This is a genomic window from Acinetobacter sp. UBA5984, assembly GCF_002429925.1.
Taxonomy (GTDB): domain Bacteria; phylum Pseudomonadota; class Gammaproteobacteria; order Pseudomonadales; family Moraxellaceae; genus Acinetobacter; species Acinetobacter variabilis.
Window position 1 is genome coordinate 23,679 of sequence record NZ_DJBE01000043.1, and the last position, 22,288, is coordinate 45,966.

Sequence of the window (22,288 nt, forward strand, 5' to 3'; positions counted from 1 at the left end):
TTTAAACCTTGAAAAACAATTTAAAGAAAAATCCATGACTGTAATCTTGTTTAACTTTAAATGACGGGATTGTTTACAAATTTATTTCTCTGCAATCTAGTAGAAAAAATGAACATTCATTTGACTCATTTTCAGAAAATAAATTTGATTAAAAGCTTCAAAAACCTCAGTGATTTACTCGGAAATCAGAGCCTGTCTAGCCCGCGAAAATGGTAGTTTCCCTCCTACTTATTCTGTTACCGATAAGTACAGTACAACCGTACAATAATGCTAGTGATGCCCTAGGGGGCATGCTAATATGAATGAATTAACCGCTGTTAAAATAAACAATAGCGGCCTCTGCTTTTTGTTATACCTTCCCAGGTTCCAGGAGTGCTGTTGGAGATGAATGCTCCCCTACCTCAAGCCCCAATTAACTGGGTCGCTGTGTTTGCTCTGGTAGTTTTACCCATTGTAGCTGTTATCGCGATTCCGTTATATGCGTATCACCATGATTTTAGCCTTGCCGCTTGGATCAGTATGTTTGTTTTGCTCGGCGTTAGCAGCCTGGGGATTACAGCGGGCTATCATCGTCTTTGGGCACATCGTGCTTATGAAGCGACTTTACCTTTAAAAATCATTTTAATGATCATGGGTACCTTTGCGGTGCAGAACAGTATTCTGTACTGGGGTTCAGGTCACCGTACCCATCACCGTCATGTCGATGACGTGGAAAAAGACCCATATTCAATTAATAACGGCTTCTGGTATGCACACCTGGGCTGGATGCTGCGTGACTATCCTGCTGCAGAGCCAAACTATAAGAATGCACCAGACCTGCAAAACGACAAAGTCGTTATGTTCCAGCACAAATACTATGTGCCTCTAGTAATTGCAGTACATGCTGCAATCCTGTTGCCAATCGGCTGGGCTGTAGGCGATGTCTGGGGTGTATTGTTATTGGGGGGTCTGGTTCGTTTAATCCTGAGCCATCACGTGACCTTCTTCATCAACTCACTCTGCCATATGTGGGGTTCACGTCCTTATACGGATGAAAATACTGCACGTGACAACTTCTGGTTAGCGATTGCAACTTGGGGTGAGGGTTATCATAACTATCATCACATTTTCCAGTACGATTACCGTAATGGCGTGAAATGGTGGCAATATGACCCAACCAAATGGTTAATCTGGACTTGTTCTAAACTGTGCCTTGCGAAAAATTTACGGCGTATTCCAAGCTTTAATATTAAAAAAGCTGAACTGGCAATGAAGTTTAAATATGCCGAGCAGGATCTGGCGGTATATGGTCATAATGTCAATGAAGACATTATCAATGTGAAAAGTAAGATTGCTCAAGAATATGAAGCCTTTACTCAGACATTAAATGACTGGGCTAAACTGAAAGAACAGGAAATTCAGGTGAAAAAGGCTGCTGTGGCAGAAAAGATTCACCAGATGGATGACAAGCTTAAAGTTGAATTCCAACTGGTTGAACAGCGTCTTTCTCATCATCGTGAAACACTAAATCTGTTAGTGCGTAATTTGAAAAAAGCGCCTGTCTCTTAATAAGACTTGAATTCTCAAAAAAGCTCCTGAAATCAGGGGCTTTTTTTTATTTCTGCCTGTCTTATCTATACTTCCCTTTTACAACAGTTTTAAACAGAGATCTTTGTTATATTGCTTTTATTGCCTAAATATTTTGACTGCTATGTATTTTAATTCTCGATATCAGACTCTCCCTCCTCGCCTTTACCATCATCAGCCTCCGCTACCTTTAAAAGGTGCTAAAGCGGGACATTTTAATGCTGCGCTTGCTGATCATTTGCAATGGTCTGAGGAAGATAAAGCACAATGGGTCGAAATCTGTAGTGGTCAAAAAACCTTTGCCGAATTTGAACCTTTGGCCATGGTGTATGCCGGCCATCAGTTTGGTCAATGGGCAGGTCAATTGGGTGATGGACGCGGTTTATTAATCGCTCAGATTCTGGATAAAGATCATCAGACCATTGACCTGCATTTAAAAGGTGCTGGTGCAACGCCTTATTCACGTATGGGAGATGGTCGTGCAGTCTTACGCTCGGTAATTCGGGAATATCTGGCCGGACACGCCTTAAATGCGCTAGGTGTAGAATCTAGTAATGCGGTTGGCTTTACCTCTTCCGCTCAAGGCGTACAGCGTGAAAAACTGGAACCGGGCGCGATGCTATTACGGACGTCTGACTGTCATATCCGGTTTGGACATTTTGAATGGATCTATCAGTATCAGCCAGACTTGCTGCCTGTATTCACACAAAAATGTATGGAATGGCATTATCCACAATGTCTGCAAGCAGAACAGCCTATTCTGGCATTTGCTACTCAAGTCATTCAGCGTACTGCAGTCATGATCGCCAAATGGCAACTGGTTGGATTTGCGCATGGTGTCATGAACACCGACAACCTGAATATTACTGGTTCAACGCTAGACTTTGGCCCTTATGGCTTTATGGAGCGGTTCCGTCCCAACTGGATTAATAACCACTCGGATTATCAAGGTCGTTATACTTATCAGCAGCAACCAAGCATCGGCCACTGGAACTTGTGGATGTGGCTGAATAACCTGATTCCATTATGTCCTGAAAACTATGATGAAGAACAATGGAAACAGGATCTGGCCCAATGTCTGGAACATTATGAACCGACTTTCCTGGAACATTATAAGCATGGCCTAAACCAGAAAATGGGCTTACCGAATTTTCACAAAGACAGCTTTGACTGCGCCATGGCTTTTCTCAGAATCCTTCAAAGCGAGCAACTCGACTATACGCAAAGCTTTATTCACCTGCAAAATCATAAATATGAAGCAATCAAGGATGATTGTTTGGATCGCCGTCAGTTTGAAGCATTCCTGACTCAATATGAAGCGATCCGCGAACATCAGGATATTGAAGAATTAGATGCCGCCATGCAACTCGTCAATCCACACTATATCCTGCGCAATCACATGGCACAGAAAGCAATTGAACTGGCTGAGCGGGATGACTTTTCCGAAGTCGATCGCCTGTTTAAATTATTGAGTCAGCCCTATTTAAAACAGCCAGATCTGGAAAATCCTGAAGATTTAGGGCCATTGCCGAGTGATGTGCCTGAAGTCATGGTGAGTTGTTCATCTTAATTTATTCACAAGACGACCAAAAACTGTGGATAATTTAAGCATTATCCACAGTTTTATTTCAGCTTATTCACAACTTATGACCTTACATCAAATCTCAGCACAGATAGCGCTAAGTTTACCTGAAGTCACTGTGACTCAGTCTTTCGGTGAAGGTTGTGATGTATTCAAGGTGCTAGATAAAGTCTTTATGCTTCAGTTCTATCTTCAAGGCAAAGCTGTCATTAATTTAAAAGTAGCGCCTGATTATGGTGCTATGCTGCGAGATACTTATTCTTATATCCATGCGGGCTGGCATATGAATAAACAGCACTGGATTTCAGTGTATGAAGATAATCAACTGGATGAATCTCTGGTTGAGGACCTAGTACAGAATTCTTATGAATTAGTAATATTGAAATTAAAGAAAGCAGAAAAAGTACGGATTGACTTATTACGAACATTAGAAAAATAAGTGCAGACACTGATGATCAAGATCAAGCCAATAACATTAAGGACAAAGCGTTTAATTCTCCGCTCCTACCACTGTGGTGATGAAATCAATTTATTTCCTCACTATTTCAGCGATCTAGCAGCTTCAAAATATTTGCCAAGACATCCACATTAGAACAAAATTCAAACTCGACAAACTTTAGAAAACTGGGCGGGACAAAAGTGGGAAAACTCAGATCCTGAGTTTATGTGGATTATTGCAGATCATTTAACTCAGCAACCTATGGGTATTTTGATCTTTATACAAAGGCATGACATTGGAGAAATTCTCTTCGGGCTTGGAACTCCTTATCAAGGACAAGGTTTTATGTGTGAAGCAATGACTTCGGTAATCCAATTTCTAAAACAAAGCCAAAAACTGATGAAAATTGAAACCTTTTGCGCTACTGAACATTTAGCGTCAAGACAAGTATTAGAAAAAACAGGTTTTCATAAACAGCAACTGCTTCATGCTTGGACCATCTTTCCTTTATTGGGAAATGACCTTAAAGACTGTATTCAGTATATTCTGCCACTAAGATCAAAATAAACCTTAACTCATCTAAAAGCTTTAGATATTGCGACAATATGAAAAAAGCCCAATCATTTCTGGTCGGGCTTCTTCTGATTGGAGATTTTAGGCTTAAGCATTCCTTTTATTCAGAAACTTAAACACGCCAAACAACACCGCAATCCACACCGGCAACATCAACACTGACAACATAAAGCCTTGCGTCCACATGATGTATAAAATCATCAGCATAAAAGCTAAAACAAAATAGTTACTAAACGGCGCAAAGATCGCTGGGAATCTGGTTTGAATCCCCTTTCGTTTGATGGTTTGTCTAAATTTCAAATGAATCAAACTGATCATCATCCAGTTCAATACCGCAGCTGCTACCACAATATAAATCAGGTAACTCAAAGCTTTTTCAGGCACAAAGTAATTCAGGATCACACAGCCAAAGATCAAAAATGCTGAGAACAATACCGCAGCCACAGGCACACCATGTTTATTTACGCTCTTAAATAATTGTGGTGCATTCCCTTGTTGAGCCAGCCCCATCAACATACGGCTATTGGCATACATGCCACTATTACAGACTGAAAGTGAGGCAGTTAAAATAATAAAATTCAGTAAATGTGCAGCCCATTCAATCCCCATCTGGCTGAAAATCATTACAAATGGACTATGATCTAAATCGCCTAAATTCAGCTGATTCCATGGTACGAGTGAAAGTAATACGGCAAGTGAGCAGATATAAAATAAAAATACCCGAATCACAGTTTGATTCACAGCACGTGGAATGTTCTTGTCAGGATTTTCGGTTTCTGCCGCTGCCATACTAATCAGCTCAATACCACCAAAAGCAAACATCATAAAGGCGAGCATATAAAACAGCCCATCAAAGCCATTCGGAAAAAATCCACCATGAATCCATAAATTGCTGATCGAAGCGGTTGAAGTTGCATCGGCAGTGAGGAGTAAATATATGCCAAAGATAATCATTACAATGATGGCAAAGACTTTAATGATCGATAGCCAGAACTCAGATTCACCATAAATTTTGACATTGGCCAGGTTGGCAAGGGTTACCACCAAAAAGAAAATGAGTACAGATACCCAGGCTGGAATATGTGGCCACCAGTAATTGATATATTTGCCAATGGCGGTCAGCTCTGTCATTGCGACCAGAATATATAAAATCCAGTAATTCCAGCCGGTTAAAAAGCCTGGAAATTTACCCCAGTATTTAAATGCAAAATAACTGAATGAACCAGTCACAGGCTCATGCACAATCATCTCGCCTAACTGGCGCATAATCAGGAATGCAATCAAACCACCAATCAAATAGCCCAGAATAATGGAAGGTCCTGCGGACTGAATAATCTGTGCGGACCCCAAGAATAATCCGGTTCCAATGGCCCCGCCCATAGCGATCAGCTGGATATGACGATTCTTCAAACGACGCTGTAGTTGCGGTGTTTCACTCTCCAAGACACGCTCTCATGATGAATAAAAAACCGAATTGTAGCGGGTATCCAACTAATCAACTAATACATAAATTTAAGTTATTAATTATTAAAATTTTATTTTTTTATATCTACTAAGATAAAAAGAAATATAAATAATTGATTTCATAATAGATGCTAGTAAAAAGGTATTTATATTTTAAAACTCCATACCTTCATAAATAGAAACGGCTCTTTTTTGATGAATTATTGCGTTGCATTAAACGCCTCATGGTAGACCACTTCTCCATGTGGAATAGATCCATTAAATGCAATGACTTGAAAATATTCTGGTGGAACATCCTTGAGGTAAAGTTCTGAAAAAGCCTTAAACCCGGAACGACCATAATATTGAGGATCACCGAGCACTACACATCCTTCACCACCCAAATTTTGCAAGCGATCTAAAACTGCCTGCATAAGTAGAGCTCCAATTCCCTGTCCTTGCTTTGCAGGTAATACCGAAATTGGGCCAAGACCGTACCAGCCAGTTTCACCTGAAGAGATACTAACAGGTGAAATAGCCACATGGCCTACCAGCTGATTATTTTCAAGTGCAACTAGAGAAATCGTTAACTGCCCATGCTTACGTAAAGCATTGACAATAAATTGTTCAGTATGACTTGAATGGTCAGCATTTTGAAAAGCCGCTCGGGTCAATTCAGCAATGGCTGGAATATCTTCTAGCTGTTCATCCCGAATGATGATTTTCATTATTTTGGCTCTATTATATTGATTATTTTCAGAAATAAAAAAAGCGAACAAACCAAGAAATCTATCCGCTTTTCTTTAACTAATTCGAATATTAGTCCTCAGGATATTCAAAACGATACCCTACACCATAAACAGCCTGAATCCACTCATGACGGTTTCCGGTTTCTGCCGCATCTGAAATTTTACGACGCAGGTTCTTGATATGACTATCAATCACACGGTCTGCCACGTCAAAACTGTCCGGATTGATATGATCTAGTAATTGTGCTCGTGAATACACTTGGCCGACATGCTCCAGGAACAGCTCCAGCAAACGGAATTCAGTCGGGGTCAAGTTCAAGGCTTTTTGCTGATACCAGATACGCTGTTGTGATTTATCCATACGGAATAAATCATTGCTTTCCGGCTCAGCTTTACGGTCTAAACGGCGTAATACGGCCTGTACACGGGCAACCAGTTCTTTTGGACTAAATGGCTTACAGATATAGTCATCCGCGCCCATATTCAGACCCAGTACACGGTCAATTTCTTCGGTACGCGCAGTCACCATAATGATCGGCAAGTCTGACTGTTCACGCACTTTACGGCAAATGGTCAGACCATCCATACGCGGCACCATCAAGTCCAAGATCATCAGGCTCGGTTTACGCAGGGTAAAACTATTATATGCTTCTTGCCCATCATGAAACACGCTGACTTCAAAACCAGCAGCCTCTAGATAATCTCGCACCAACAGGGCAAGTTCGACTTCGTCTTCAACCAGCATGATATGTTTCATGAATATATTTTCCTTTATGGTTTCAATTGCTTAGGAAAACTTAGTTTGCATCGTAAACCACCTAATGGTGAATGTGCAAAGCTTAAGCTACCACCCATAGCCTGAGTAATTTTACAAGATAAGGCCAGACCTAAGCCTGTCCCACCGGTGGCACGAGTACGCGAATCATCGACACGATAGAAACGTTCACCAATGCGAGTCAGCTGCTCATCAGTCAGACCGAATGGACTGTCATCGACATATAAGGTCCATTCTTTCTCATTCTGTTCGGTATGAATATGTACCTGGCCACCGGCTTCTGTATAACGAATACTGTTGCTGAGCAGGTTGGCTACGATCTGCTTGAAACGGTCCAGATCCAGATCAACTTCAGCACCGTCACCTTCAACAGTCACTTTCAGGTCAGCCTGTTCAAATTTAGGCTGAAAGTTCATTAATTCCTGCTGCACCACATCCCACGGATTAACAGTTGCATAATAAAACTGTAATTGCTGGGCATCCGCTTGTGCTAGAGCTGCCAGATCCTGGGTCAGTTTTTTCAGGCTGGTTACCTGTGCCAACATCGATGCAAAATGCTCTGGTGTCGGTTTACGGATTCCATCCTGCATCGCTTCAATTTGTGCCTGCAAGACTGCCAGCGGAGTTTTCAGTTCATGTGAAGTATCTGCTACCCACTGACGGCGTGAAGTTTCATGCTGATCCAGAATCACTGCCAGTTGATTCAGTTCATTAGACAGATCACCCAGCTCATCATTACGTTTCACTTTTACCTGATGCTGATAATTACCACGAGTCAATTCACGTGTTCCGTTCAACAAACGCTGAATCGGTTTTTTAAAATAAGTTGCCAGCAATAATGCAGCAATCAGACTGGCTAGAATACTTAAACCATAAACTAAAAATAGGTAACGTTTCTGATTACTAAAGAAATTAATACTTAAAGCATCATCTTGGTCTAAAACCGGTTTCAAACCCAAATAACCGACCACCTGATTTTCAACCATGATCGGACGATAGGAAATCTGCTCATCTGATGCTTCGCCTACTACAAAACGACGTTTGGCGTCATAGAGTGACAGGCGTGAACTCAGACCCAGACGGTCTGGCATCTGGATGAACTGCTTCTTGCCAGTAGGCTGCTGAACTGGCTGTTGACCGCCATTATTGTCTTTACGGTCAGTTCTAAACAGGTTCTGATTGGAGCTAAGTGGAAATCTTAAACCTTCAAAAGGCTGGAATTGTGATGGCAAGTTAGACGCCAGAATACGCAATTCTTCTTCATTGACTGAGCGCGGTGTTAGATTTGGTTCAACCATACTTGAAGGGGCTACAGTGGCTAAGGTCTGCTCCTGAAAATAACGCTGCTGCAAGGCAATATCATATTGACGGCGCAACCACCAGCGCGATAAACGGTCATAATCATCCGGTGCAGCTTCACCTTCAATTTGCAGAATCTGCGCCTGAATAGCGTTACCCCAGTCTTCATATACCGTATAGACATCAGCCAGATTCTCGATCACATGATCCAGCTTCTGCATTTCTACATCCGCCACATAGCGGGTAAAGTTGCGCTGCATATTCAGATGCAATACGCCCAGACTCACCGTGGTAATTACCAGGGTGGTCAATAAAACAGTCAAAAACAGACGTAATGCAATCGGAATACGGCGAACCTTCAAAGTAAAAATCTCAGTTTTTCTTCTATATATTCATTATTGTAGCGAACACAGACTTAAAAAACTCTCCATTGTTTCTTCATCTTTATTATTTAATCTTTACTCATCAAAAAGAATCAGCTCTTGAATGGGGTAAAAACATGAAAGCAATGACAAAAATCGCCTTAATCAGTGCCAGTGTTTTATCGATGGGTGCATTGACTGCCTGTCAATCGACTAGCAACGTGAATGAGCAGAAAGATCATTCTCGCATGATGAAACATCATGAAGGTCAAAAACAGCATCGTCTTACTCCAGAGCAACGCGAGCAGTTCAAAGCCGCTCGTGCAGAACGCATGCAATTGCATAAACAGATTCAACAGGCCTGTGACGGCAAAGCTGCAGGCAGTGCAGTCCAAATCAAGGCGGGTGATAAAACCGTTGATGGTCAATGCAAGATTTCTTTCAAACCCGACCATAAAGGCATGAAAGCTCAACGTGGTGAATTCCGTGGCATGCGCGGTGAACATCGTCCGATGCGTGATGAATTCCGAGGTGGTATGAACCGTGGAGAAGCATTAACGGATAGTCAACGTGCAGAAATGGTTAAACAGTATAATCAGCGTTTATCAGAACGTCAGGCTTTACAAACTGCGTTTGCCAACGCTTGTAAAGGTCAAACCCACGGCAAGGCAGTTCAAGTGAAAGCGGGTGCTCAAACTATTGATGGTCAATGTATCGTGCACTTCCAGCCGAATGCACCCATCAAGATGACTAAAGCTGCATCTTGATCTTCTTCTACGTTTCTTATTCCTTCAAATTCAGGCACCTTCGGGTGCCTTTTTTTATGGCTGACTCCTCAGTCCTCTTTTGACCATTCATATTTTGCTAATTCCTACAAAAGTCTTTGCAGTCAATATGTTTACTGTTCTGTGCAGATTAATCTTTGACTTTATAGTCACCAAGAAAGCCGCCTGAAAGCTTGTATGGCCGGGCAAGATGTTGCACGATTAGATTCATAGCAATACGTGTCACTGAAGGCACGTTTCAATTAATTTAGGATGATAACGCTGGTCTAAACCAGTATTGAGGAAACCGATATGCCACAATACAAAGCGCCCTTACGTGACATGCAATTCGTTCTACACGAATTATTAAATGTTGAAGAACATTACGCAAAACTTCCTGCGTTTCAAGAAAACGTAAGCCGTGAGTTGGTTGATCAGTACCTAGAAGCTGCAGCTGACTTCTGTGAAAATGAATTATCTCCTCTAAATCAAGTAGGCGACCGTGAAGGCTGTACCTGGAATGACGGCGTTGTAACAACACCGACTGGCTTTAAAGGAGCGTACCAGAAATACATCGAGCTAGGCTTCCCTTCTCTTTCTGCGGAAGAGCAATACGGCGGTCAAGGCTTACCAAATTCTTTAGGTATCACTATTTCTGAAATGGTGGGTACTGCGAACTGGGCTTGGGGTATGTACCCTGGTCTGTCTCATGGTGCAGTTCGTACTTTAGAACACCACGGTTCTCAAGAACAAAAAGACGCTTATCTGCATAAACTGGTTTCAGGTGAATGGACAGGTACCATGTGTCTGACTGAATCTCATGCAGGTTCTGACCTCGGCATCATCCGTACTAAAGCTGAGCCACAAGCTGATGGTAGCTATGCAATCTCTGGCGAGAAAATCTTTATCTCTGCTGGTGAACATGACATGGCAGAGAACATCATCCACATCGTACTTGCTCGTCTGCCTGGCGCGCCTAAAGGTACTAAAGGTATTTCTCTGTTCATCGTACCAAAATTCAACCTGAATGCTGACGGTTCAATCGGCGAGCGTAACGGTGTACGTTGTGGTTCAATCGAACACAAAATGGGGATCCATGGTAACGCAACTTGTGTCATCAACTTCGATAACGCAAAAGGCTTCCTGATCGGTCCTGAAAACCGTGGTCTGAACTGCATGTTCACGTTCATGAACACTGCACGTATCGGTACTGCTGTACAAGGTCTGTCTGCATCTGAGGCAGCGTTCCAAGGCGCTTTAACTTATGCTAAAGACCGTCTGGCAATGCGCTCTCTTTCTGGTCCTAAGGCACCTGAAAAAGAAGCAGATCCAATTATCGTTCACCCAGCTGTACGTAACATGCTTTTAACTCAAAAAGCATTTGCTGAAGGTGGTCGTGCACTGGTTTACCTGTTGGCTCAATATGCTGATGTGGTTGAACAAGGTACTTCTGAAGAAGAACGCAAGTTCGCTGACAATATCCTGTCACTATTAACTCCAATCGCAAAAGCATTCCTGACTGAAACCGGTTCAGAAGCTGCGAAACATGGTGTTCAAGTCTTCGGTGGTCACGGCTTTATCTCTGAGCATGGCATGGAACAAATCGTACGTGATACACGTATTGCCTGCCTGTACGAAGGTACCACTGAAATTCAAGCACTGGATCTGTTAGGCCGTAAAGTACTGGGTACTCAAGGTGCGATGTTGAAAGACTTCACCAAGATCATCCACAAATTTGCGGAAGCGAACAAAGACAATTCTGCAATGAAAGAATTTGTTGAACCGCTTGCGGCATTGAACAAAGAATGGGGCGACCTGACCATGCAGATTGGTATGCGTGCGATGCAAAATCCTGAAGAAGTGGGTGCAGCTGCAGTAGATTACCTGTACTTCTCTGGTTATGTAACACTGGCTTACCTGTGGGCTCGTATGGCACTGGTTGCTCAAGAGACTCTTGCTGCAGGTACCACTGATGCTGACTTCTACAATGCTAAATTGACGACTGCACGCTTCTACTTCAAGAAAATCCTGCCACGTGTTCGTTCACACGTTGACGTGATTGCAACTGGTGTAGAACCGCTTATGTCTTTAGATGCTGAACATTTCGCATTCTAAGCTGATGCAGTTTTAAATGCATAATAAGAAAAAGGACGGTCATCTTCAGGCAGTCCTTTTTCTTTATAAAGAGTTACAGAATTAACCTTTAGTTGTCTAACATTCAGATTTTTAATGCTTTAGACTGAGCCAAAACAATCCAATTAAACAATAAAACAGGTGACATACTATGCCAATTTATAACGCGCCACTTGCTGACATGAAATTCATCCTGAATGATGTTTTCAATGCAGAACAGTTCTGGCAGGCGAATGAAAATCTTGCCCACTTGGATACTGCCACAGCAGAAGCCATTCTTGAAGAAATGGCTAAGTTTGCGCAAAACGTCATGCTTCCTCTGAACCGTACCGGCGATGAAGAAGGCGCAAAATATGAAAATGGCAATGTCACCACACCAGCTGGCTTTAAAGAAGCATTCAAACAATATGCTGAAGGCGGCTGGATCGGTCTGGGTGCAGATGCAGAATGGGGCGGCCAAGAAATGCCGAAAATGCTCACCGTACTTTCTGATGAAATGCTGTTTGCAACTAACCCATCTTTCATGCTCTACCCACTTCTTTCTGTGGGTGCAGGTATGGCTTTAAACAGCTATGCATCTCAAGAGCAAAAAGAAACCTATCTTCCTAAAATTTACTCTGGCGAATGGTCAGGCACCATGTGCTTAACTGAGCCACATGCCGGTACTGATCTGGGTATTATCAAAACCAAAGCTGAACGTAATGAAGATGGTACCTATAGCATTACCGGTACCAAAATCTTTATCACTGGTGGTGATCACGATCTTGCTGAAAATATCATTCACCTGGTACTGGCAAAAACACCTGATGCGCCTGCCGGCTCTCGTGGTATTTCCCTGTTCATCGTACCGAAGTTCCTGGTCAATGAAGATGGTTCAATTGGCGAACGTAACCCGGTAGGTCCAGGTTCAATCGAACACAAAATGGGGATCAAGGCATCTGCAACTTGCGTAATGAACTTTGACGGCGCCAAAGGTTATCTAGTTGGTAAAGAAAACGAAGGTCTGGCAGCCATGTTCGTGATGATGAACTACGAACGTCTGTCTATGGGCATCCAGGGTCTAGGCGCCTCAGAGTTTGCTTATCAAAATGCTGCACAATACGCGACAGATCGTTTACAGGGTCGTAGTGCACTTGGTGCTCAATCACCGGCTAAACCGGCAGACAGCATTTTAGTACATGGTGATGTACGTCGTATGTTGTTGAATGTTCGTGCGAATAACGAAGCATCTCGTGCTTTTGCGGTGTATGTCGGTCAGCAACTGGATATCACCAAGTTCTCGACTGATCCTGAAGCCGTGAAAAAAGCTAATGACCGTGTTGCGCTGTTGACACCAATTGCAAAAGCTTACCTGACGGATACTGCATTCCAGGCAACCCTAGATGCACAAATGGTCTTTGGTGGACATGGTTATATCCGTGAATGGGGTATGGAACAATGTATCCGTGACCTGCGTATCTCACAGATCTACGAAGGAACCAACGGCGTTCAGTCTCAAGATTTAATCGGCCGTAAAACCATTAAATGTGGCGGTGCGTACATCGGCGAATACATCGAAGAAATTCGCGACTTTGCGAACCAGTTGGATGCAGACCTGAACTTCATTAAAGATGCAACTTTAGATGCAGCTACTGAAGTCGAATCATTGACTCAGTTTGTACTTGAAGCTGCTGGCGAAAATGCAGAATTCCCGAATGCTGCAGCAGTCGATTATCTACATGCAGTAGGCCTATTGAGCTTCTCTTATATGTTTGCGCGCATTGCCAATGCTGCAAAAGACAAAGATGGCGAGTTCTACCAAAACAAACTGGCACTGGCGCGTTACTTCACGCAACGCATCTTGCCTGAACTTGCACTGCGTATTACTAAAGTGAAAGCCGGTTGCGAAGTAGTGATGAATTTCTCTGAAGATTACTTCACGACTCAAGCTTAATCTTGACGTGAATCCATATAAAAAGCCCTGCATCTGCAGGGCTTTTTATACACTATACTTTTTCAATCAAGATCGTATCTGGTTGCGTCGTTATTTTAGGATTGAAATGCTTATTTACTATTTTAATTCCCCCTTGCGACTCTAGAGATTCACAGAGTTCAAGTACCTTCTGCATCTCTTCAGCCTTGATCCCCGCGCCCAGGATTAATTTTTTTCCTGCTTCTAATTGACTAATTTTTGTTTGAATTTTGTCCAACATTTTTTTCTCCTATTTATTCAATGTAGTTCTCATACAATATAACAAGTTAGTACAAAAAAGTGCAAAAGTTCAAATAATTTCACTTGTATTTTATTTTTCTCTTTTTGTGCATGATCTTTGCTAGTTCTTTCCTGTTCATATATTATTTCACATGAAAAATCAGGAGGAGAACATGAGTAAATCTGAATCTAAAGTAAAAAGAATAGAAACTCTCCTCGACCGTTTTGGCAACCTTGCTGTTGAAAGTTTCCATTATCTTGCGCTGTTCATTATTGGCTGTATGGTGATCTGGTCCGCAGGTCATACCGTATTTGACATTTTAACCGTCAAACAGTTTGCCACCATTGACGATATTCTTTTGCTGTTTATCTATCTGGAACTTGGTGCCATGGTCGGCATCTATTTCAAGACCAATCATATGCCGGTTCGGTTCCTGATTTATATTGCAATTACTGCCCTGACCCGTTTACTGATTTCCGATATTCAACATACGCACAAAGCCAGCATGGATCAGGTCATTATTACCGGTTCGATTCTGATTCTGGCTTTTGCCATCCTAGTGGTTCGTTATGCATCCTGGACCTATCCATCCGTCATTCGCGACAAGCATAGCGAAAAGCCATTGCCAGAAGGTAAAACTCCACGACCTGAGGATGATGAGTTGGCATAGTCATAGAAAAGTCCCCCTTTGCAAAAGGTGAGAAGCACTGCTTCGCAAGAGGGTAATTAATCACCTCTCCTAACAAGAGAGGGAGTTTCTTTTAACGATTATTCATCAACACATAACGTCCATTTTCATAAATCCAGTAACTTCCGCGTGGTGGGGCCGGTAATCCCAAACGCTGCCAGTCACTAATCACTGTATATCGCGAACTTTCAATGCGAGCCACATTTGGATCACCATTCACCCAGCTATAGCTATTGGAATTCTGGTAAATCGTGGTCGGTGCCTGATACTGGATATTGAACCCGCTTTGGCTTTGGGCAGGAGGATAATATCCGCCATGGGATGGACGTTGCGGATAATAAGGCCGCTGCGAATGAGGCGGTTGTGGTGCATAATGAGGACGCGATGGAGGACGATGCTGGGGTTTAGAACGATCAACACCGGTATAGCCTACCCAGGCATTATCCGCCCAAGCGGGCACTGCAATACCGAACAGAAATGAAGCCAGCAATGCACCTGAAGCTAATTTTTTCATAAGTGCGTCCTCCAAAGATTTCTGCCTATATTTTAACCAAAACCCATGCAGAAAATATGGGTAAATCTCCTGCTGCTGCAAAGTTTTGTAATTGATTCCATGACTTTAATAGGCTTGCGTGATGAGCGCTGAAGTGCGTATGCTAATATCACTTTTTTAATGCTTTGAGTTGCATACTGTGTCTGATTTAAATTTCGATCGTTTATATGAATATTTTTGCAAGGTACCCAGTGTTCAAAAAGGACTGATTGATAGCTATGGCTCGGATGGGAAACAGGCCTGGTGGTTTAAATTTCAGATCAACGTTGATCATCCTTTAGCATGGCAAACTGTGCAGGAACTGGGTCATGTCCTGAACTATATTTCTAAGAATGAGCGCCTGCCGACTCAGTTTCTTCCAGTTTCTCCCCCGCCGTATATGAATGGTGTAGCCAAAGATTTCCTGTCTTGGGTGATCCAGTGCAATCATGCTGACTTTCCACCAAATGTGGTATGTGACTGGCTAGAAGCACGTTTACCAAATCCGGTGGATGATGAATCTCAATGGAAAATCAAGACTGATATTTCTGAACTGGATGAGCTGACAGATAAAGAACTGGATCAACTGGTTCCGCCGAATCCAGAATCGAAAAGCTAATACTAGAAATCTCCCTAAATCCCTCTTTATCAAAGAGGGATTTTCTCCCTTTTTTAAAGGGAAGTCAGGAGGGATTTAAAATCAAAACGTCGACCAGCCACTCCATTCCATAAAACGATAGAGCCAGTATTTCCAGAATGACTCTTCAGCATATTGAGCATAGTCCACGCTCATGGAACGGCCATTCAAATTAGACCAGGCCGTATTGAAATACTGCTGCGCATCGCTAAAGACTTCCGCCTGAGGCTGACCCATCACACGCAGATTGGTTTCCAGATTATAATTTTTCAGGTTACGTGCCGTGAAATTGGCAGAACCTAAAATCATTTCAGCTTGCTGGGCACCGTATTTCATCAGAATTTTGTTGTGACATTGCTCGCCTTGAGTGTTACACCAGCGTACCGGAATACCAGCTTTATGCAGTTCTGAAGCCACCTGCCGGTTAGGAATGCCATTTTTTTCACGACCAAATGCATCTTTATTTGGATCAAGTAAAACCCGAAGTTTCACTCCGCGCTCATGCGCTGCAATCAACCCTTTTACAATCTTACGTTCTGACAGATAGAACATGGCCAGATCAATCTGCTCATCTGCTTTCGCTGTTTCAAGCAGCTTTAGAACTCCCTCATAAATGGCTTTTTCAGTCAACACCTGAACTTGAGGCTGGTTTTTTTCCGCTTCAAACTCACCTGCAATCACAGCCGGCATATTGGCTTGAGACATGATCCCGACTGCCTGTTCTGTCGCAAGAATATCAGTCGCTGTTCTGCCCCAAACCAGTAGACCGATATTGGAATGCCGTGAACTGCCATCATGTGGGTTCATTGAAGTGACCAATGCTTTCCAGCCCTGATCTGTATCCACGACCAGTGTTTTACGATGATTGGCCTTGAAATTAAATAAGTCGAAATAACTGCGTAAGGTCACTTTTTCTGGACCAAACGGATTCGGCAACCAGCCTTTTTCCGGATTATTGCCAATCCCCTGACAGCACAGATACCAGAAACCTGACCAGCTTGGATTAGAAGCACGCAGCGGTGTCAGATTGGTTTCGATTACATCTACTCCCGCCTGACGCAGTTCACGATAATGCTGTGCTGTAATTCCACCGTAGACAGAATTAATCGGATCGGTAATAAATTTGATTTCCACTTCAGGCTGCATTAATCGCTTGTTAAGTAAGGCCTCTGTGAGCTGTTTGCTGAGTGCCTGATGTTCCTGTTTAGAGGCACCGGTTTGCTGATTAAACAGGAACATATCCAGCACGATCAGGGATTTTGCTTCCTCAACCATCTTCAGCATTTCATTAAAAATCTGATGATCCAGTTGTTGCTTGCCCTGTGCATCCAGATAAGTCTGATCGACCAGAAATTTCACCTGTGCATGGCGCAGCTTACCCGTGTAATTCAGCCCTTCAGGTAACGGTTTATAAGTATGATAAATTGCTGAAGCCAGATAACTGGCCATCAGCACACCAATGATCAAGGCCGCATAACGGCGATTTGACCAGTTCAGTTTATTGTGAATTCGTTGAAAGATACGCATAAGAAAAAACCTAACCCAATATGCTCAGGCTAGGTTTAATCTGATGATTTTTCAAGTCTATTTCAGTGACAAGACTTGGATTCAGTCAGTTATTTCAACTGAATCCTAGAAATCATATTGTACACCGACTGTGAAATTACGTCCGATTTGTGGAATATTCGACAGGAATGAACTATGTGAGTAGACCTGATCATCGAGCAGATTATTGGCTTTAAAATAAACCCGATAGACATTTTTATCAGCAATGCTATTGGCATAGCTTAAGCCGACATTGACCATGTTATAGCCTTGGGTTTCATCTTCATAACTGGCCGTTTTGTCCTGATTGAAGACATGATAATACTCTGCCATTCCTGACCAGCCATCGGCAAAGTCTGCTTCAACCTTGGTNNATTTAATGCATAAGTAGCTTCTGCTTCAGCCCCATAGAAACGGGCTTTATCTTGGGTATATTCTACCCCACGCAAATTTCCATTTCTGGCGGTTGTCGCACCGTAGATATAGTCATCAAACCAGTTATGATAAATATGCGCATGATAATCCAGCTTGTCACCTTCATATTCAAAACCCAGCTCTAGGTTATTCGAGCTTTCTTTTTCCAGATCAGGATTACCGACTTCATAGGTATTGGTGGCAAAATGCAGGCCATTGGCATACAACTCTTGCGCCAGTGGTAAACGTTGCTGATGTGAACCTACAATGGATAACTTATAGTTCGGGGCAAATTCCCAATTCGCCGCTGCTGAAGCAGAGATGCCTGTGCCTGAATAATTTTTCTGTTCAGATTCAACTTGTACTTTTTGATGATCGACACGTGCACCCAGTTCGACATGCACATCACCGAGTTGTTTATGCTCTAAGGCAAACAGACTGTATTTTTCAGTTTTGGTATCTGGCATGACCACACTTGAACCATGAATATGATGTTCTTCATCATCCTCGTCACCATCTTCATGATGATCATGTTCTGTAGCAGCCAGATTGATTTTCTGCTGGCTATATTGGGTGCCAATTACGCCCTCCCAACCAGCAACCGGAACATGGACTAGTTCTAGACGGCCATCGTAGCCTTTGCTTTTGAAATTACTAATGACTTCATTTTCTTCCAGCTCATCATGCTCATAATCAGTAAAGCTGGCATGGGCACGTAACTTGTCAAAACCAGCAAAAGGCTGTTCCAGTTCAGTACGTACTTCATAACGTTCAGATTTCAGATCTACCCATGGTCCGCCATGCTCTTCATCATGCTCTGCGGTAGCACCCAGCTCTGGACAGCCATGGAAATGATCACCATGCAATACACAGCCATGATATTCATGACTATGCCCCGGCAAGCCATATTCATCCTGACGGTTGCTATAAGACAGGCCAACGAAACCACGATCATGAATCCATGATCCACCAATATTCACGGTCTGTCCTTCAGCAAAGGTATTACCTACACGACGTTCTTTGTGAAAATGTGAATGATCGCCATGGGGTTCTTCTACTACATAATCAGGCGCAATATAGTCATTGGCCTTATGTTTGGTACCTTCGACACGCAGGGCAAAATTTTCACCGACTGCAGCAGTCACGCCTGCTCTTGCCAGTTTTTCATCACTGCCCGAGTTGTAACGTAGTCCAACAGTCCCTTCCAGACCATCTTCCGGCATTTGGGTTGGGATCTTCTGATCAGTGACATTAACCAGACCACCGACTGTTCCCGCGCTATAGAGCAAAGTTGATGGGCCACGAATCACTTCGACCTGTTTGGCCAGAATCGGATCAACCGTCACCGCATGGTCAGGAGATAAGGTCGATACATCAGCCGTTTCTGAAGCATGCTGCAAAACTTTGACACGTGGACCATCTTGTCCTCGAATTACCGGACGGCTCGCTCCGGTTCCATACTGATTTGAATACACCCCAAGTTCATCTGCCAGCGCATCACCAATAGTCGTCGCACGTTCAGATAAAGCTTTCTGATCCACCATCAGATCAGCAACTGCAAAATCTGCCGCAGTCTGTACCAATGGATGAGCTTGTACCTGAATGGTGTCCATGGTTTGTACAGGCGTAGTAGAAGATGACTGTTCTGCAAATACCGTAGGCGCAACTACAGCAAAAATTGAGAGTGTTATTAGATTCTTAGAAAAGGACATGACCCAAGCTCAAATTCAGCAATTTCGAATAGTGTTATAATATAACATTTCATTGCTTTTGCAATCCTTTACGATAATCAATGAGATATTTTATTAGAATGTCGTTTGAATATTTTTTATTGCAATAAAATCCTATTTTTATGCCCTTTACTTTATCTCATGCAGTACTCGCTCCGCCTATTTCATATTTAACTGGCAACCGGCTCCCTGTTGCTGCGTTGGCGATTGGTAGCATGGTTCCAGACCTGTACCGGCTTTTCACCCATAAAAATTCTAATATCACCCATTTATGGTCTTCGCTGATTCATCCTGATTTATGGATTGGTCTTATTTTTTGTGCGGTCTGGTACCTGATTTACCGGCCAGTGATTTATCGTTTTATTGGCATACAGCATGACTTAAATATTCATAACTTATTTTCAGCGTTCAGATTTATTTGCGCTATGTGTATTGCAGTGGTGATTGGGACAGCCACTCATATTATTTGGGATGGTCTGACCCATGCGGATTTTCGAACCTTTGCCTTTTATGACATTCTCAGCCAGCAGTATCAAATTTTAGGACGAACTTATCCACTACACCGGATTTTACAGATCGGGACTTCTGCCCTAGCTCTACCTTTTATCCTGTGGATGAGTCTGCATTACTATAAAACTCATCGGCAATATCTAAGCGTCAGTCACAAGATCCTCATCTTTTGCTGGGGTCTATTAGGCCTCTCTACGCTCACAGGTTTATTTTCGACATGGGACTATATGCGCTACATTCCGGATGAGGTCTGGCGGTCTGATCTGTATTATTTTACCGGCCGCTCTATCAATGAATTTAGCCAGGGCTTTTTAATAACCTTTAGTCTGGGCTGTCTGCTATTTTTATTTCTGGATCGTGATCGGCGTATGGGCTAGCATAATCTCCCACTTCCTGCTTATTCACTTTAAAATGATACTGTTTTTGCCTCAAGTTCTTGTGACAACATTCCCAAAGAGGCATAATCCTACCTTTGCTAAAGGCGGTACGCTGTTTACGTATACGCTTCCTTAACCCATATAGTTGGATTTTTAACGCTATGATGCGAACTCATTACTGCGGTTCTTTAACCGAAGCTCAAATTGACCAGACCGTAACATTATGCGGTTGGGTACACCGTCGCCGTGACCACGGTGGTGTCATCTTCCTTGACATGCGTGACCGTGACGGTCTTGTTCAAGTGGTTATCGACCCAGATACACCTGAAGCGTTTGCAACAGCAGACAAAGCACGTTCTGAATACGTATTAAAAATTACAGGCCGTGTACGTCGCCGTTATGCGGGTACTGAAAATGCCAACATGGTGAGTGGTCAAATCGAAGTATTGGGTAAAGAAATCGAAGTTCTTGCTCAGTCTGAAACTCCTCCGTTTCCATTAAATGACGAAAACACAAGCATTTCTGAAGAAATTCGTTTGAAATATCGTTTCTTGGACATCCGTCGTCCTGAAATGATCGATCGTTTACGTTTCCGTTCTAAAGTGACCAACCTGATTCGTAACTATTTAGACGATCACGGTTTCCTGGACGTTGAAACTCCGATCTTGACTCGTGCGACTCCTGAAGGTGCGCGTGACTACTTAGTTCCAAGCCGTGTATCTAATGGTAGCTTCTATGCTCTTCCACAATCACCACAGCTGTTCAAACAGTTGTTGATGGTAGGTGGTGTAGATCGTTACTACCAGATCGCTAAATGTTTCCGTGATGAAGACTTACGTGCGGATCGTCAGCCTGAATTCACTCAAATCGACATCGAAACATCGTTTATGAGCGATGACGATATTATGGATTTGATGGAAGGCATGACTGTTAAGATGTTCGACGAACTTCTTGGCATCAAATTCGACAAATTCCAACGTATGCCTTATTCAGAAGCAATGCGTGACTACGCTTCTGACAAACCAGACTTACGTATTCCTTTGAAACTTGTTGACGTTGCAGACTTGATGCAAGACGTCGAGTTCAAAGTATTCGCAGGTCCTGCAAAAGATCCTAAAGGCCGTATTGTTGCACTTCGCGTACCAGGTGCGGGTTCACTGCCACGTAGTGCAATCGACGAATATACTAAATTCGTTGGTATCTACGGTGCGAAAGGTCTGGCTTACATCAAAGTTAATGAACTTGAAAAAGGCATCGAAGGTCTTCAATCTCCAATCGTTAAATTCATCGAGCCTATCGTGCTGGATCTATTGAAACGTGTTGGTGCTGAAAATGGCGATATCGTCTTCTTCGGTGCAGACAAAGCCAAAGTTGTGAATGATGCAATGGGCGCACTTCGTGTGAAAATTGGTCATGACATGAACCTTGCAACTTGCGAATGGGCTCCGCTTTGGGTAGTTGACTTCCCGATGTTCGAAGAAACTGATGATGGCAAATGGACTTCTGTTCACCATCCGTTCACGCTTCCTAAATCAAGCGTTGAAGATGTGAAGAATAATCCAGGCGAAGCATTGTCTGTTGCTTATGATATGGTATTGAATGGTACTGAAATCGGTGGTGGTTCACTGCGTATTTATACTTTGGAAATGCAAAAAGCGATCTTTGAGGCGCTGGGTATTTCTGAAGAAGAAGCAGAAGAAAAATTCAGCTTCTTATTAAATGCATTGAAATTCGGTGCGCCTCCTCACGGTGGTTTGGCGTTCGGTCTGGATCGCCTGGTGATGTTGATGACTGGGGCATCTTCAATCCGTGACGTGATTGCATTCCCGAAAACCAAAACTGCTGAATGTCCATTGACTCAAGCACCTGCACCAGTTGAACCTACTCAACTACGTGATTTGGGTATTCGCTTACGTGAAAAACCAAAAGCTGAATCTCAAGAATAATTTCTTGATGTGTCTTGTCCTGAAATAGATTG

At 42.9% G+C, this 22,288-nt stretch carries 18 protein-coding genes and 1 pseudogene; 11 read left to right on the plus strand and 8 right to left on the minus strand.

Features of this window, described 5'->3' with window-relative positions; all coding sequences use genetic code 11:
• Nucleotides 1-384 precede the first annotated feature (384 nt).
• The 4 genes from B3J29_RS06485 to B3J29_RS06500 all read left to right on the plus strand — a co-directional run bounded on the left by B3J29_RS06485 (nt 385) and on the right by B3J29_RS06500 (nt 4,154).
• The gene (locus B3J29_RS06485; RefSeq protein ID WP_034169934.1) at nt 385-1,548 is read left to right on the plus strand and encodes an acyl-CoA desaturase; all 1,164 of its coding nucleotides are present in this window, start codon (nt 385-387) and stop codon (nt 1,546-1,548) included.
• A 142-nt stretch (nt 1,549-1,690) separates the two neighbouring features.
• Nucleotides 1,691-3,136, plus strand: a complete 1,446-nt coding sequence (locus tag B3J29_RS06490) for a protein adenylyltransferase SelO (RefSeq protein WP_286964653.1) — start codon at nt 1,691-1,693, stop codon at nt 3,134-3,136.
• Between the two features lie 76 nt (nt 3,137-3,212).
• Nucleotides 3,213-3,587, plus strand: coding sequence for an MmcQ/YjbR family DNA-binding protein (locus tag B3J29_RS06495; RefSeq protein WP_286964655.1), 375 nt, complete (start codon nt 3,213-3,215; stop codon nt 3,585-3,587).
• 159 nt (nt 3,588-3,746) lie between these two features.
• The gene (locus B3J29_RS06500; RefSeq protein WP_286964664.1) at nt 3,747-4,154 is read left to right on the plus strand and encodes a GNAT family N-acetyltransferase; all 408 of its coding nucleotides are present in this window, start codon (nt 3,747-3,749) and stop codon (nt 4,152-4,154) included.
• 93 nt (nt 4,155-4,247) lie between these two features.
• Here B3J29_RS06500 and B3J29_RS06505 read toward each other — a convergent pair whose 3' ends face one another.
• From B3J29_RS06505 to baeS, 4 genes are all read right to left on the minus strand, one after another.
• Nucleotides 4,248-5,603 carry an amino acid permease gene (locus B3J29_RS06505; RefSeq protein ID WP_286964656.1) on the minus strand — a complete coding sequence of 452 codons (1,356 nt, stop codon included), beginning with the start codon at nt 5,601-5,603 and terminating at the stop codon, nt 4,248-4,250.
• Nucleotides 5,604-5,824: 221 nt separating this feature from the next.
• On the minus strand, nt 5,825-6,331 hold the full coding sequence (locus B3J29_RS06510; protein WP_286964658.1) for a GNAT family N-acetyltransferase: 507 nt from the start codon (nt 6,329-6,331) through the stop codon (nt 5,825-5,827).
• A gap of 91 nt (nt 6,332-6,422) precedes the next feature.
• Complete coding sequence (locus B3J29_RS06515) at nt 6,423-7,109, minus strand: response regulator transcription factor (RefSeq protein ID WP_005232057.1); 687 nt, start codon at nt 7,107-7,109, stop codon at nt 6,423-6,425.
• Nucleotides 7,110-7,123: 14 nt separating this feature from the next.
• On the minus strand, nt 7,124-8,788 hold the full coding sequence (gene baeS, locus B3J29_RS06520; protein WP_005232059.1) for a sensor histidine kinase efflux regulator BaeS: 1,665 nt from the start codon (nt 8,786-8,788) through the stop codon (nt 7,124-7,126).
• Nucleotides 8,789-8,925: 137 nt separating this feature from the next.
• On the opposite strand from baeS, the gene B3J29_RS06525 reads away from it, so the two are divergent.
• The 3 genes from B3J29_RS06525 (at nt 8,926) to B3J29_RS06535 (ending at nt 13,618) form a co-directional block, all read left to right on the plus strand.
• The gene (locus B3J29_RS06525; RefSeq protein WP_286964660.1) at nt 8,926-9,555 is read left to right on the plus strand and encodes a hypothetical protein; all 630 of its coding nucleotides are present in this window, start codon (nt 8,926-8,928) and stop codon (nt 9,553-9,555) included.
• A 309-nt stretch (nt 9,556-9,864) separates the two neighbouring features.
• A complete protein-coding gene (locus tag B3J29_RS06530) occupies nt 9,865-11,667 on the plus strand; it encodes an acyl-CoA dehydrogenase C-terminal domain-containing protein (RefSeq protein WP_286964661.1) in 1,803 nt (600 codons plus the stop codon).
• Between the two features lie 169 nt (nt 11,668-11,836).
• Nucleotides 11,837-13,618, plus strand: a complete 1,782-nt coding sequence (locus B3J29_RS06535; RefSeq protein ID WP_005232064.1) for an acyl-CoA dehydrogenase C-terminal domain-containing protein — start codon at nt 11,837-11,839, stop codon at nt 13,616-13,618.
• Between the two features lie 52 nt (nt 13,619-13,670).
• On the opposite strand, the gene B3J29_RS06540 is transcribed toward B3J29_RS06535, so the two are convergent.
• Nucleotides 13,671-13,877 (minus strand): hypothetical protein, encoded by a 207-nt coding sequence (locus B3J29_RS06540; protein WP_004782155.1) that lies wholly within the window; start codon nt 13,875-13,877, stop codon nt 13,671-13,673.
• 172 nt (nt 13,878-14,049) lie between these two features.
• Between B3J29_RS06540 and B3J29_RS06545 the strand changes: the two genes are divergently transcribed.
• Entirely contained in the window at nt 14,050-14,547 is a 498-nt protein-coding gene (locus tag B3J29_RS06545) for a phosphate-starvation-inducible protein PsiE (RefSeq protein WP_005232065.1), read from the plus strand.
• A gap of 91 nt (nt 14,548-14,638) precedes the next feature.
• Here B3J29_RS06545 and B3J29_RS06550 read toward each other — a convergent pair whose 3' ends face one another.
• Nucleotides 14,639-15,079 carry an RcnB family protein gene (locus B3J29_RS06550; protein WP_005232066.1) on the minus strand — a complete coding sequence of 147 codons (441 nt, stop codon included), beginning with the start codon at nt 15,077-15,079 and terminating at the stop codon, nt 14,639-14,641.
• Nucleotides 15,080-15,257: 178 nt separating this feature from the next.
• Between B3J29_RS06550 and B3J29_RS06555 the strand changes: the two genes are divergently transcribed.
• Nucleotides 15,258-15,716 (plus strand): hypothetical protein, encoded by a 459-nt coding sequence (locus B3J29_RS06555; RefSeq protein ID WP_005232067.1) that lies wholly within the window; start codon nt 15,258-15,260, stop codon nt 15,714-15,716.
• A gap of 81 nt (nt 15,717-15,797) precedes the next feature.
• On the opposite strand, the gene B3J29_RS06560 is transcribed toward B3J29_RS06555, so the two are convergent.
• On the minus strand, nt 15,798-17,261 hold the full coding sequence (locus B3J29_RS06560) for a phospholipase D family protein (RefSeq protein WP_005232069.1): 1,464 nt from the start codon (nt 17,259-17,261) through the stop codon (nt 15,798-15,800).
• A 105-nt stretch (nt 17,262-17,366) separates the two neighbouring features.
• Nucleotides 17,367-19,405 (minus strand): annotated as a pseudogene (znuD, locus tag B3J29_RS06565) (zinc piracy TonB-dependent receptor ZnuD).
• A gap of 140 nt (nt 19,406-19,545) precedes the next feature.
• Between znuD and B3J29_RS06570 the strand changes: the two are divergent.
• Both B3J29_RS06570 and aspS read left to right on the plus strand, forming a co-directional pair.
• Complete coding sequence (locus B3J29_RS06570) at nt 19,546-20,310, plus strand: DUF4184 family protein (RefSeq protein WP_005232074.1); 765 nt, start codon at nt 19,546-19,548, stop codon at nt 20,308-20,310.
• A gap of 161 nt (nt 20,311-20,471) precedes the next feature.
• The gene (gene aspS, locus B3J29_RS06575) at nt 20,472-22,256 is read left to right on the plus strand and encodes an aspartate--tRNA ligase (RefSeq protein ID WP_005232075.1); all 1,785 of its coding nucleotides are present in this window, start codon (nt 20,472-20,474) and stop codon (nt 22,254-22,256) included.
• Nucleotides 22,257-22,288 lie beyond the last annotated feature (32 nt).